This window comes from Gammaproteobacteria bacterium (genome assembly GCA_029882975.1).
In the GTDB taxonomy this organism is placed as follows: Bacteria; Pseudomonadota; Gammaproteobacteria; order SZUA-152; family SZUA-152; genus JAJDNG01.
This window is the reverse complement of sequence record JAOUJW010000006.1, coordinates 105,746-118,253: the sequence shown is the minus strand read 5'-3', so window position 1 is coordinate 118,253 and position 12,508 is coordinate 105,746. Positions and strand designations below refer to the sequence as shown.

At 47.8% G+C, this 12,508-nt stretch carries 12 protein-coding genes; 7 read left to right on the top strand and 5 right to left on the bottom strand.

Annotated features, from left to right (window positions below):
* The first annotated feature begins 147 nt into the window (after positions 1 to 147).
* On the top strand, positions 148 to 1,023 hold the full coding sequence (locus OEY58_06500) for a diguanylate cyclase (protein MDH5325094.1): 876 nt from the start codon (positions 148 to 150) through the stop codon (positions 1,021 to 1,023).
* Positions 1,024 to 1,069: 46 nt separating this feature from the next.
* Positions 1,070 to 5,032: a response regulator gene (locus tag OEY58_06495; GenBank protein MDH5325093.1), complete on the top strand. Its 3,963-nt coding sequence runs from the start codon at positions 1,070 to 1,072 to the stop codon at positions 5,030 to 5,032.
* 80 nt (positions 5,033 to 5,112) lie between these two features.
* Here OEY58_06495 and OEY58_06490 read toward each other — a convergent pair whose 3' ends face one another.
* From OEY58_06490 to OEY58_06470, 5 genes are all read right to left on the bottom strand, one after another.
* Positions 5,113 to 5,451 carry a TusE/DsrC/DsvC family sulfur relay protein gene (locus tag OEY58_06490; protein ID MDH5325092.1) on the bottom strand — a complete coding sequence of 113 codons (339 nt, stop codon included), beginning with the start codon at positions 5,449 to 5,451 and terminating at the stop codon, positions 5,113 to 5,115.
* Positions 5,452 to 5,538: 87 nt separating this feature from the next.
* Positions 5,539 to 6,219, bottom strand: coding sequence for a type I-MYXAN CRISPR-associated protein Cas6/Cmx6 (cas6, locus tag OEY58_06485; protein MDH5325091.1), 681 nt, complete (start codon positions 6,217 to 6,219; stop codon positions 5,539 to 5,541).
* Positions 6,220 to 6,249: 30 nt separating this feature from the next.
* Entirely contained in the window at positions 6,250 to 6,966 is a 717-nt protein-coding gene (locus OEY58_06480; protein ID MDH5325090.1) for a hypothetical protein, read from the bottom strand.
* A 54-nt stretch (positions 6,967 to 7,020) separates the two neighbouring features.
* On the bottom strand, positions 7,021 to 7,248 hold the full coding sequence (locus OEY58_06475; GenBank protein MDH5325089.1) for a sulfur relay protein DsrC: 228 nt from the start codon (positions 7,246 to 7,248) through the stop codon (positions 7,021 to 7,023).
* Between the two features lie 40 nt (positions 7,249 to 7,288).
* Positions 7,289 to 8,233: a TauD/TfdA family dioxygenase gene (locus tag OEY58_06470; GenBank protein ID MDH5325088.1), complete on the bottom strand. Its 945-nt coding sequence runs from the start codon at positions 8,231 to 8,233 to the stop codon at positions 7,289 to 7,291.
* 661 nt (positions 8,234 to 8,894) lie between these two features.
* Here OEY58_06470 and dsrA point away from each other — a divergent pair.
* From dsrA to tusB, 5 genes are all read left to right on the top strand, one after another.
* Positions 8,895 to 10,112 (top strand): dissimilatory-type sulfite reductase subunit alpha, encoded by a 1,218-nt coding sequence (dsrA, locus tag OEY58_06465; protein ID MDH5325087.1) that lies wholly within the window; start codon positions 8,895 to 8,897, stop codon positions 10,110 to 10,112.
* Between the two features lie 86 nt (positions 10,113 to 10,198).
* The gene (gene dsrB, locus OEY58_06460) at positions 10,199 to 11,278 is read left to right on the top strand and encodes a dissimilatory-type sulfite reductase subunit beta (protein MDH5325086.1); all 1,080 of its coding nucleotides are present in this window, start codon (positions 10,199 to 10,201) and stop codon (positions 11,276 to 11,278) included.
* 24 nt (positions 11,279 to 11,302) lie between these two features.
* Positions 11,303 to 11,695, top strand: a complete 393-nt coding sequence (tusD, locus tag OEY58_06455; protein ID MDH5325085.1) for a sulfurtransferase complex subunit TusD — start codon at positions 11,303 to 11,305, stop codon at positions 11,693 to 11,695.
* Positions 11,696 to 11,706: 11 nt separating this feature from the next.
* Positions 11,707 to 12,114 (top strand): sulfurtransferase complex subunit TusC, encoded by a 408-nt coding sequence (tusC, locus tag OEY58_06450; GenBank protein MDH5325084.1) that lies wholly within the window; start codon positions 11,707 to 11,709, stop codon positions 12,112 to 12,114.
* Positions 12,115 to 12,130: 16 nt separating this feature from the next.
* Positions 12,131 to 12,439 (top strand): sulfurtransferase complex subunit TusB, encoded by a 309-nt coding sequence (gene tusB, locus OEY58_06445; GenBank protein MDH5325083.1) that lies wholly within the window; start codon positions 12,131 to 12,133, stop codon positions 12,437 to 12,439.
* Positions 12,440 to 12,508: the final 69 nt, after the last annotated feature.

Sequence of the window (12,508 nt, the reverse complement as noted above, 5' to 3'; positions counted from 1 at the left end):
GTAAATACCATTCTCTTCCCAACCGATATAACTTGAAATCGTGGTTATTGTTTTTCCGTCCCCAATGTTACAAATATTTACGATTGGCGACTAAAGTATCTCAAGCCACAAGTGCTGCGAATATTCAAAATTTATAAAGGTTATATTATGGATTCCAAACCTACCGTTCTTGTGGTAGATGATGCTGCAAGCAATGTCCAAGTCCTTGCTCAGATTCTCAAAGAAGACTATCGAGTAAAGGTCGCCAATTCCGGTGCTCGGGCGCTGGATCTGGCAAAAAATTTACCGGACTTAATACTGCTGGACATTATCATGCCGGATATGGATGGCTATGAAGTCTGTGAGCGCTTGAAGGCAAACGAGGAAACACGACATATCCCCATTATTTTCATTACCGCGCGCAGTGACGCGGAGGATGAAGAAAGAGGATTGGCTCTGGGCGCTGTGGACTATATTGCCAAGCCTATCAACTCCGCCATAGTTCGCGCTCGGGTCAAAACCCACATCACCTTGCAAAAACAATACAGTCAACTGCAATTCCTGGCAATGCATGACCAGTTAACCGGTCTCTACAACCGCCATTATCTCCTGGACTATGCCGTCAAAAAAATCGCCAATGCCAAACGGCATTCACTCCCCATGAGCGTTGCAATGATTGATATTGACCATTTTAAAAACCTTAATGACAGCTACGGACACAATGTTGGCGACGAAGTGCTGCACGCAACCGCGCAGGTGTTATTAAGATCCTGCCGCACGGAAGATATCGCAGCAAGAGTGGGTGGTGAAGAATTCGTTTTGCTATTGGACCATTGCAATATCACGGAGGCAGAGTCGTTATTGGAACGAATCCGATTTCAAATCGAACAACTTCAACCTCGCAATATAAAAATCACTGCCAGCTTTGGTGTAACGGAACTACACGCCGATGACAGTGAGTTGGAACAACTGCTAGACCGCGCAGACCAAGCCCTGTATCAAGCGAAGAACTGCGGCCGCAATAACATCAAGATTGCTGCCTAACATAACCACAGCGTTATTCAGAAGATGACAGTGACGACAAAACCGCATGGATACACTTGAAAAAAACGCTGATACACTCAAAAACAGAACTCCCGGCAGCTTTGTACAAGCCCTGTTTAGACCGGGGCTGACGCGAGACCTTACTCTTTGGTTTTTGTTTCTGGCACTGACTCCGGTACTGTTAGCCAGTTGGATTGGCCTGGAGCAGACTAAAAAAATCTTATTTCTTGACGCCTCCCGATCGATGACCCTGCGTGCTGAAGACCTGTCTCGGCACATCAGCAATTGGTTTGAACAACGATTCCACGATGTGGAATTTCAAGCGACGAATACTCACAACGTCAAGTTTGTAGAGCAGTTAAACCGTGGGTCACGCAATAAGGAAATCTCATCTTATGTGAACACTCCAAACTGGAAACATACAATCCGGCAACACCAATCCGACTTAAACAGCTTTATCAAAGCCTACAACTACTATTCCAACGGCCTTATCCTGGACTTAGACGGTAATGTTGTGTACAGCGCCGAAACCGGACAGCACATCGACGCAGGAATCAATGTATTTGCCGACAATCAATTTGATGCAAAATTGATAAAGCACTATAAATCTGTACTCAACACAAAGAAAACAGCTTACTCGGATTTAATCAAAACCCATAACAACCACATTACCAGTTATATAAGCAGTCCGGTTTTTAATTCCAAAGGCTATCTCATAGGTATTTTGTCAGTGGAAATAACTATTACCGACATACACGATATCCTCAATGTCAATTCCGGAATCCGAAACTACCTCGTTGGTAGCGATTTACTGTTGCGCAGCACCATAGACAACCAAGCAAACAACCAGGCGTTGGAAACAATCATCAACACTCGTAAAACCATATATTGGGACGAAAGCCCTGCGGCTAAAATGGACCAGGATCTAAGCGCCATTGAAGGTGCCCTAAGTTACATTGATCCCTTCGGTCAATTGGTAATTGGCGTACACCGAGCTATTCATTTGGGAAACATCAGATGGTTTCTTATTGTAGAGGAAAGCCAGGAACATGTCCTGAAACCGGCCCACCAGTCCATTCAGTTCATCATGTCCATGTTTTTGCTTTTAATTGCATCGGTCATTCCGCTAGCCGTATATATTGCCGGCCGCAAAACCCGACCGCTACTGGATGTAATTAAGGCCACTGCAGCAGCTGCCGAAGGAAACTTTAACCATTCTATTAGTGTAAAGCGTAAGGACGAAATCGGCCTGCTGGCACAGGGATTCAACGAACTGTTGGATGCCAGACAACGGCATGAAGCCATGCTGGAAGACAACGTAAATACTATAGAACAGATGCTGCACGACCTGGCGGAACAACGCTTTGCCATTGACCAACATGCCATTGTTGCCGTCACCGATGTGAAAGGGATTATCAGCTTTGTTAACGATAAATTTACGGCCATTAGCGGCTATTCACGCGATGAGTTGATCGGAAAAAATCACCGCATACTTAACTCCGGCCACCATTCTACGGAATTTTTCCGTGATATGTACCGCACCATAGCTAAAGGTAACGTTTGGCACGGAGAAATTTGTAACCGGAATAAGAACGGCGCTTTGTACTGGGTGGATACAACGATCGTTCCGTTCCTCAAAGGGGACGGAAAACCTCGCAGTTATATTGCGATACGAACCGACATAACCGACAGAGTACGCACAGAACAGGAACTAACCGATGCCCGCGATGCCGCTCAGGACGCCACAAAACTGAAATCTGAATTTCTGGCCAGCATGAGCCATGAAATTCGCACTCCCATGAATGGGATTTTGGGGATGCTGAGTTTGTTGCTCAATAGTGAGCTGAATAAAGAACAACGCCAACAAGCCGCCTTGGCCGGCTCCAGTGCCAATTCATTGTTAACCCTGATAAATGACATATTGGATTTTTCCAAAGTGGAAGCGGGTAAGCTGGATCTAGAATTGCTGGAATTTGACTTAATTGACATGGTTAACGACACCGTAAAAGCCTTGGCACAACAAGCTCAAGACAAAAAGCTGGAAATCATGTTGGATGTCACCGATGTCCAGCACCGAAAAGCAACAGGAGATCCCAGCCGAATCCGCCAAGTTCTGAATAACCTGGTCAGTAACGCAATCAAATTCACCCACCGCGGCGAAATTGTGATCTGCGCCTCAACCTATGTAGATGAAAACAACGAGTGTAGTCTACACTGCCAAATACGCGACACCGGAATAGGTATCCCCAAGGAAAAAGTATCGCTGCTGTTTGACTCTTTCACTCAGGTTGATGCATCCACCACAAGAACTTTCGGCGGCACCGGTCTGGGGCTGGCCATCGTCAAACAGCTGTGTCAATTAATGGGCGGAGATGTGAGCGTAACCAGCGAATTGGGTAGCGGTAGTTGTTTTGAGTTTTTCGTCCGCCTGCGCAATGCCCGGAGCGTGGCCGCCATACCTGATTTCCCTACCACATCCGTGTTACTGGTATCACCCACCACCAGTCTACTCACATTACTGCAAAAACAAATAGGCCTGTGGAAAGCGAGAGTCAGCAGCAGTGACAACCCTGAAAACGCGCTGCAACAGTTACACAGTAACCGTTTTGATCTGATCCTGATTGACTCAGCGTTGACTAATACCGGGGCGTTTAAACTCGCAAAAGCAATCCACAAACACGACCCGCAGATCCTCAGCAAACTGGTACTTTTGACTCCTTTTGTAGCACCGGAGCTGGGCTACTTAAAATCTCTGGGATTCAATGGGTGCATCAAAAAACCTGTGGGTGCAGACGAGTTGGAAAACCTATTTATATTTCTCAATCAAGAGAAACAACCAAGTGAGGAATGGTTCTTTAATGACAGGGAGGATACCCGTCAGTTGAACCAACATCAAATGAACAATTCACGCTGGAAAGATATTCGCATTCTCCTGGTTGAAGATAACCAGGTCAATCAATTGGTCGCCCAAGGCATGTTGCATGAGCTTGGACTGGATTGCGATATTGCTGCCAATGGCCTGGAAGCACTGACCACATTGGAAAATTCTCCGGAGTACACGCCCTATACTCTGATTTTCATGGACTGCCAGATGCCTGAAATGGACGGTTATGAAACCACCCGTCGAATCCGTCTGTCAAAAGCAGGTAAACGCTATGAGCAGATTCCGATTATTGCCATGACAGCCAATGCCATGAAAGGCGACAAAGAAAAATGTATCGCCGCCGGGATGAATGATTATTTGAGCAAACCCGTGGAAATACAGCAATTGGCGCTCATGTTGGACAAGTGGCAACCATCGTTCGAAACCAGCTCCGCTCACACTACAACGACAACCACCGCACCGAACGCAATCGAACCAGGAACCCTTGCCTCCGACCAAAGCTCCAACAAACGAGAGGTTTGGAACCGAAAGGAAATCCTAAATCGCATGGGTGGTAAAGAAGCCAGCCTGGGTCTATTGGTTAAAGTTTTTTTACAGGATGCGCCGATGCAATTCGAGTTGTTGGGACAAACCATACGCACAGAACAATTGCAAGAGGCCGGCGCAATAGTCCATACGATAAAAGGTTCCAGCGGTACGATTGGTGGACAAAAACTTCACTGGGTTGCCACCCATATGGACGCAGCTGCCAAACACAAAGACCTTGAGGAAATGAAACATTTATGGCCTCAATTTGAGGCGGAGGCGCAAAATTTATTGGACTGTTTACAGCAATGGCAACAATCTCAAATCACAGCGGAGCCAACCGAGAAACAACCGGCCATGGATACCCCATCGCTGACTCGACACTTGCAACAGTTACTCGCAGACCTACAAAACGGAGACTATATAGATCCGCAATCGGTATTGAGCTTATGCAACTCCCTAACCGAGCAGCAAGTACTCCTCAGACAATTATCCGATCAAATCAGCCTGTTTAATACCGAAAAGGCAGTAGAGATTCTAAGAAAAATCTCGACAGCGGCAAAGATTCCGCTGGATTTGGGCGATAGCAACGCCGCTTAGGCTTAGATACTTAGGCTTAGATAGTCAGAACCGGCAACCGGGCTTTGCGGTTAGAGCAGGAGCCCGGCAGCCGGAAGAACTCAATAACCGCCTTTGCGACGAGATTCCGGCAGACCGGCAATGCGTCCACCCTGCTTGCTGGGATCCTTAGGGAACAGATCATACACGTCTTTCTGGGCGATTTTTTCGTCCCACTTGGCAGACATGGCTTTAACAATGTTTCGAGTATTGGGCTGGTTTCCATTGTTGCTGAAAAACTCATCGCGCAAATAATTGATGAGATCCCAATGTTTTTGCGTCAGTTCCAGACCTTCCTGCTCTGCCATAAACGTGGCCAGATCTTCGGACCAATCTTCCGCTTCCTCCAGATATCCCCCGGCATTGGTGGCGATGGTTTTACCATTGAACTCCAGTGACATATTTACCTCCTTCAATTTAACTTAAAGATTATCGGAACTGTCTTAAGGACAGATCCTTTGCTTTTACCCAAAGGGTTATGGAGACACTCAATCGTCGTCTCCCAAATTACGAATATCTTTATGGGGTATAAATATACCGCACCCCATGGCCAAATACGGCCCGAGGCCGTTTTGCTGCAGTATGATGGACTCTTTGAGCTCCAGTTCTGCCAACATCAGACTGCGGGCATTTAGAAGCGCACCGGGTGTGCGCAAAGAATTCTGCGTACCACACAGCATTTTCTTTGGCTTGATGTTCATCTCATTTAGCTGCGTTTTAACCCGCATTAAAAAGTCCATTTCACTGTCTTGAGCGTCACAAACGATATAGCGGGAAAACAAAGTGGTGAGATCGCTAAGCGGTTTCAAACTGGCCGATTTGACTTGCAAGGAGTTGTGGGCGATATCAAGTGTTTTGCCACACAATGCTTTGGTCGCTTCTATTCGATGTTTGGGTATGCGCACAATCATCTTGGTGCGTCGTGAAGGGTAAAGTACGTCATCGGGATTTTCCGGGCGTATCCAACCGTTGCTGCTGGCAGCTACGTGAATAGTGTGCAGCGCTGCCTGCGCTTCTTCTTTAAACCAGGGCAAGTACTGCTGGATAGCTTGGGACAGCTCATAGGCATGATCAACCGGCAGACTGCGGCAGGCGATGGAAAAAACCAAATCCACCACATCGTCCGGCACACTCACTTCGACTTCAGGTTTTTCCTCTTCCCAAAACATTCGAATTATTCCTATTCAGCTGCTTTCACTTCACTGATCCGGTAGAGAAGCCCAAATGGCTTCTCGATCTACCCACCAATCCTCTTGCACCATCACATCCACGACGTTACGCAAGCGGGGAAGGAATTTTGCCGGGTCATTCAATTCCAACTTTTCAATCCAGTAATCAAACTGTTCCTGGGTATTCACATCGCTATGGCGTCGCGCCACACCACCCAGCATATTATTGGTAAAAAAGGACAGGTTCTCATGAGATTTACCCTTGGCACGCACATCCACCACGTATTTGGCCACAGCAGCAGCTACGGCAGCACCGTCGGAGTCCGCGGGCGTTTCATCTACGATATGATTTAACATATTCACCGTAATATCCGGGTTAATGGGAAAGGTTACCGCCAACCATACCCCCTGCCCCAATGCAGCCAGCGAATCGGGCTGATCCGCTTGGAACATCACATCACAACACTGTACCGCACCGTCCCACTCAGCCAAAGCAGCATAGGTATCAAAAGCCTCTCGCGCAATCTCAAAAGCTTCCTCGCCTCTTTCCAGGTCTACCAGAATGCCGCCGCACTGTAGCTGTAATTGTGCCCGTTGCAACTGGTTTTCCTGACTTTCACTCTGCGGCAGATTTTTTACCTGCTGGAGCAAATCCGCCAGGCGCGCCTTGAGTTTTTCCAGGGACACTGCCGCATCATCAGCACTGTCAGCATCAATCAAACCGTCATTGGAATCCAAAAACTTCATAGTGACCCTTTATCGTAAACTTCTTAAAATAACTTTATGGCGAACGCTCGATACCTAAAAATCATCTTCCGTTTTGATCTTCTTCGGATCAAACATGGAATATACACCGGAAAATGCACCTTCAATTCGGTCCTCCCAGTTGGCGGGGGTATCCGGATAATTGGGCTTGATATCAATTTTCAAGTGGACTTCGCCCTGTGCTCTTTGTTGCACGATTTCTAACAATTGTTCGAAGGATTCCAAATCCGGATTCTGAATCAAAACTTCACTGAGATATAACATATCGGTCTCCTAAGACCTTGCGTTTGTTCCTGATCAATACCTATGTCATATTTGGGCTGAAACACAAAGAATCAATACCGCTTCCTTGGATTCGATCGTAAAACCTGGCCCTGAACATCAAGCGTTTATTATCCGGGTCATCAGTAAAACAACTTCGTGTGTGCAAAATGTTGTTTGACAACAAACCCTGCCCGGCCTGCAGTCGCACCTGAAACTTAAACGGTGAGTCCTCCCGCAGTATTTGCTCAAGGGCACGGACTGCCTGGCGGGTGGCTTCATCCTCTTTCCATTCGATAGAGCGTGTGCGCGCCGTGTAACGCATGTGCAGATCGCCGGATTCGCTAATGGAAAAAACCGGCCCGGTCTGTCGTGGCCGGATTTCCACACCATTTTGCACATTAGCCGGGATACTCATGGCATCCTCCTGCATTAATGCCACAATATAATCGGGATTCATATCACGTAACAGTAAGTAGGCCATCTCCGGGTCCATTAACTCATTGATCCCACCTTCCTGAGCCGGTTGAACACAATGCAACACCATACCCCGGATCCACTGCTGCGGCGCATTATAGTAACCGTCAGTATGCCAGTTGATGGCGTGATTACTGTACGGAATATATTCAGCATGAGTACCTCCGGGCATTACCTGTAGCGCGGAGATACCATCATTATCGGAACATAAATTATGGTCCAGGCGTTGTAAACCAAAGCGGGCGCAGAAATGCCGCACCGAGTCCTTGTTGATATCCTGTTGTTTTTCGCAACTATATACAGCCATATTGGTTTTTCGACAAAGCTCCAACAAGGCTTGTTTTTCCAAGGATTTGGGACTTATAAAGTCCTTCAAAGGCACAATGAGCTCAGCAACGTTGCGGGGATAGGCCTGCAGCTTCTCCTCACGCCATTGCCGGTACAAGGCCTGATGATCAGGGTGGAACGGACTGCGATGGCAACCGTAAGACTTTTTTTGCAAGGCTTTCATAAACTTAAACAGGCTATTTTATAGAAAAAATCACATTCTCGGTCTTTAAAGTTCTACGTTCCATCCGATACAGCATCGGATGGTCCTTTTGAGTTTAGCAAATTACCATATTAATATGTTGTAATGTAATTGCAAAACTGCTATTAATAACCACGCATTTAGTACAGGTGGTACTATGGCGACAAATCCGATGACTCACAACATCGCATAAGGGATAGACCACCCCTTTTAGACGCTAATAGAAGAGCCTGGAATTAAGGTTAATTAATGAACAACACAATTACACAAGCGGTTTGTAAACAGCTTGTTAAACATGAAGTGATATTGCGCAAAAAGCGAGCTTTTAATCCTTAATATCACTTTAGAGATAGAACGGTGCGAGACCTTCTAACCCTTATGGTCTCTTTGCACATCGAGGTGTCTCTCTTAAAATCAAGAGAATTTGCGGCTCGACTGTAAGCGACCGACAACAGACATTTTTGGATCCGGCGCAGCATGCCGGAATACGATTACCGGTACGTAACCGACGTACCACTTGAAATGAATCTGAATTCATAACGAGGAGAAATGGGCAATGGCACAAACACCGAAGAACCCGGAAAAACATCACACTTACTTACCCAAGGAAAAAACTTCCAGTAAACCGTTTCATAACACCCCCATGCTGGATGAGCTGGAATCAGGCCCATGGCCAAGTTTTGTTACCGGCCTCAAGCGTATCGCCAATGACAACAACATGATGATTGACCTGCTGGGTCAGCTGGAACACTCCTACAAGACCCGACTGGGTTACTGGAAAGGTGGCACGGTGAGTGTGTTCGGTTACGGTGGTGGCATCATCCCCCGCTTCACCGAACTGATGGGCGACGATGGCAAAGCCATGTTCCCCGAATCCAAAGAATTCCATACCCTGCGTATTCAACCTCCCGCAGGTAACCATTACTCTACCGGCATGCTGCGTCAGCTGTCTGAATCCTGGAACAAATACGGTTCCGGTCTGATCGCCTTCCATGGCCAAACCGGCAACATTATGTTCATTGGAACCACCACTGCCAACACCCAGCACTTCTTTGATGAAATCAATGACTACGGCTGGGACTTAGGCGGTGCCGGTCCTTGTGTTCGTACCGGTATGTCTTGTATTGGTGCCGCTCGTTGCGAACAGTCTTGCGCCAATGAGCAAAAGATCCATCGTCTGTTGGTCAATAACTTCCTCGACGATATGCACCGCCCCGCATTACCTTACAAATTCAAATTCAAAGTTTCCGGTTGTCCCAATGACTGCATGAACTCCATCCAACGCTCTGACTTTTCCGTGATCGGAACCTGGCGCGATGACATGCAAGTGGATCAAGCTGAAGTGAAAAAATTTGTTGCTGAAAAAGGCCGCAAATATGTAATCGACAGTGTGATTAACAACTGCCCCACCAATGCGCTGTCTCTCAACGATGATGACACTCTGGATGTGGACAACCGCAACTGCGTACGTTGTATGCACTGCCTCAACGTTATGAACAAAGCTCTGTCTCCAGGTAATGACAAAGGCGTCACCATTCTGGTGGGCGGTAAACGTACTCTGAAAATCGGTGACACCATGGGCACCGTGGTGATTCCTTTCATGAAATTGGAAACCGAAGAGGATTACGAAGGCCTGGTTGAGTTGGCTGAAGAAATGATCGATTTTTGGGCGGAAAATGCACTGGAACACGAGCGAGTAGGTGAAACCATCGACCGTATCGGCCTGGTGAACTTCCTCGAAGGTCTGGATCTGGATATCGATCCCAACATGATCAACAACCCACGCATCAGTAACTATGTGCGTATGGACAAGTGGGACGAAGAAGCCGAGAAATGGAAAGAACGTAAAGCAGCCGGTTAAAACCTCAAACGAGATAACACGCTGCGCCCCGCCCTTCCGGGCGGGGACAAACAAATAAGACATTTAACCTTGGAGGTTTAAATACAATGAGCGAAAAGGCGCAACCACGTCACCCCATTGAAAGCGGGGTTCCAGATGCGTTCCAATACATGCATCCCATTTTTATCAAGAACTACGGCAATTGGGCCTACCATGACCGCCCCCGTCCCGGCGTACTGCGCCACGTGGCGAAAAGCGGCGACCAAGTATGGTCCATTCGTGTGGGTACACAACGACAATTAGGCCCCTACGAAATCAATCTGCTGTGTGACATTATTGATCAATACGCCGATGGTTATGTTCGCTTCACCATTCGCAGTAACATGGAAATCATGGTTACTGAAGAAGCCAAAGTGGAGCCTTTGATCCAAGCCCTGACCGATGCCGGCTATCCCATTGGGGGCACCGGAAACTCAGTGACTATGATCTCCCACACTCAAGGCTGGTTACACTGCGATATTCCGGGTACCGATGCTTCCGGCGTGGTGAAATCTTTGATGGATGAACTGTACGACGAATTCGTTAATGAGCGCATGCCCAATCGCGTCCACATCACCACTTCCTGCTGCCAAATCAACTGCGGTGGTCAAGGTGATATCGCCATCAATGTACAACACACCAAACCACCGAAAATCAATCATGACCTGGTGGCTAACGTGTGTGAACGTCCCTCCGTTGTGGCCCGTTGCCCGGTCGCGGCTATTCGCCCCGCCATGGTTAACGGCAAACCCAGCCTGGAAGTGGATGAGAAAAAATGTATCTGTTGCGGCGCTTGTTTTCCTCCCTGCCCACCCATGCAGATCAACGATCCGGACCACACCAAATTGGCCATCTGGGTTGGCGGCAAGCACTCCAATGCCCGTTCCAAACCTATGTTCCACAAATTGGTTGCCGCCGGCATCCCCAACAATCCACCGCGCTGGCCCGAAGCGGCTGAAATCGTTAAAACCATCCTGCGCGTTTACAAAGAAGACGCCAAGGATTGGGAACGTGTGGGTGACTGGGTCGAACGTATCGGTTGGCCGCGTTTCTTCGAACTGACTGAACTGCCGTTCACCAAGTTCCACGTTGATAACTGGCGCGGTGCGCGTAACTCTCTGAACGCGTCTACTCACATTCGTTTCTAAGGGTTAAGGTTTAAGGAGAGTATCGTGAAATTAAGCGTAATGGTAAATGAAGGGCCGTATACACATGAGGCCTCTGACACCGCTTACCAGTTCACCAAAACCGCGTTGGAAAAAGGGCACGAGATTTTTCGCGTGTTCTTTTACCACGACGGCGTCAACAACGGCACCCGGCTCACCACTCCACCTCAAGACGATCGCAATATCGTCAAACTGTGGAGCGAGCTGGCTGCAGCGCACGAACTGGATCTGGTGGTTTGTGTTGCCGCGGCTCAACGCCGTGGTATTGCCGATGCCGATGAGGCAAAACGTAATGGTAAGGATGCTGACAACATTGCCGAAGGTTTTCGAATCTCCGGTTTGGGTCAGCTGATTGAAGCCGGCATCCAGAGCGACCGCCTGGTTGTGTTTGGGGATTGAGGAGGCCGACAATGTCAGATATAAAGAAATTTCTGTATGTAAACCGCAAAGCACCCTACGGAACCGTGTATGCCCTGGAATCTCTGGAAGTAGTACTGATTGGTGCCGCTTTTGAACAGGACGTGGCTCTGGCTTTCGTAGATGACGGCGTATTTCAGCTCATGAAAGGACAGGACACTGCAGGTATTGGCGTGAAAAATTTTTCACCCACATACAAAGCGCTGGGTGACTATGACGTCAACAAAATTTACGTCGAAAAAGAATCCCTGGAAGCACGTGGTTTAACCATTGATGATTTAATGCCCCTGAAGTACGAAGACGAAGACGACGACTGGGCTGAAAAAGACTCTATCCGAGTCGTAACAGCACAGGAACTGGTGGATATTATGGACCAGCAAGACGTAGTCTTAAGCTTCTAAACGAGGAACTGACACAATGGCAATGTTACACACGGTGAATAAATCACCCACTGATAAAAACTCCCTGGAATCGTGCATCCGTCTAGCTAAGGCCGGCAGCAGTGTATTGCTGATCGAAGACGGCGTGTATGGTGCTATTAAGGGAGGCTCTAAAGCTGACATGGTCAGCAACGCCATGCAGAATTTGTCTTTTTATGTTCTGGGACCGGATATCAGGGCCCGGGGTGTTGCAGAAGACAAACTGCTGGATGGCATAAAAGTCGTGGATTATGCTGGTTTCGTGGATTTGGTTACCGAACACGATACCACCCAGTCCTGGCTGTAATCCAAGAACGGAACCCGGACAACTGAGCTTCTATAAGATATTGGCGCAACAAGAACGCTTTCTCTATGG

Excerpts from the sequence above, each read along its gene's own strand:
- OEY58_06500 (MDH5325094.1), top strand. The coding sequence starts at position 148 with ATGGATTCCAAACCTACCGTTCTTGTGGTAGATGATGCTGCAAGCAAT.
- OEY58_06495 (MDH5325093.1), top strand. The coding sequence starts at position 1,070 with ATGGATACACTTGAAAAAAACGCTGATACACTCAAAAACAGAACTCCC.
- OEY58_06490 (MDH5325092.1), bottom strand. The coding sequence starts at position 5,451 with ATGTCACTGGAGTTCAATGGTAAAACCATCGCCACCAATGCCGGGGGA.
- cas6 (MDH5325091.1), bottom strand. The coding sequence starts at position 6,219 with ATGTTTTGGGAAGAGGAAAAACCTGAAGTCGAAGTGAGTGTGCCGGAC.
- OEY58_06480 (MDH5325090.1), bottom strand. The coding sequence starts at position 6,966 with ATGAAGTTTTTGGATTCCAATGACGGTTTGATTGATGCTGACAGTGCT.
- OEY58_06475 (MDH5325089.1), bottom strand. The coding sequence starts at position 7,248 with ATGTTATATCTCAGTGAAGTTTTGATTCAGAATCCGGATTTGGAATCC.
- OEY58_06470 (MDH5325088.1), bottom strand. The coding sequence starts at position 8,233 with ATGAAAGCCTTGCAAAAAAAGTCTTACGGTTGCCATCGCAGTCCGTTC.
- dsrA (MDH5325087.1), top strand. The coding sequence starts at position 8,895 with ATGCTGGATGAGCTGGAATCAGGCCCATGGCCAAGTTTTGTTACCGGC.
- dsrB (MDH5325086.1), top strand. The coding sequence starts at position 10,199 with ATGAGCGAAAAGGCGCAACCACGTCACCCCATTGAAAGCGGGGTTCCA.
- tusC (MDH5325084.1), top strand. The coding sequence starts at position 11,707 with ATGTCAGATATAAAGAAATTTCTGTATGTAAACCGCAAAGCACCCTAC.
- tusB (MDH5325083.1), top strand. The coding sequence starts at position 12,131 with ATGGCAATGTTACACACGGTGAATAAATCACCCACTGATAAAAACTCC.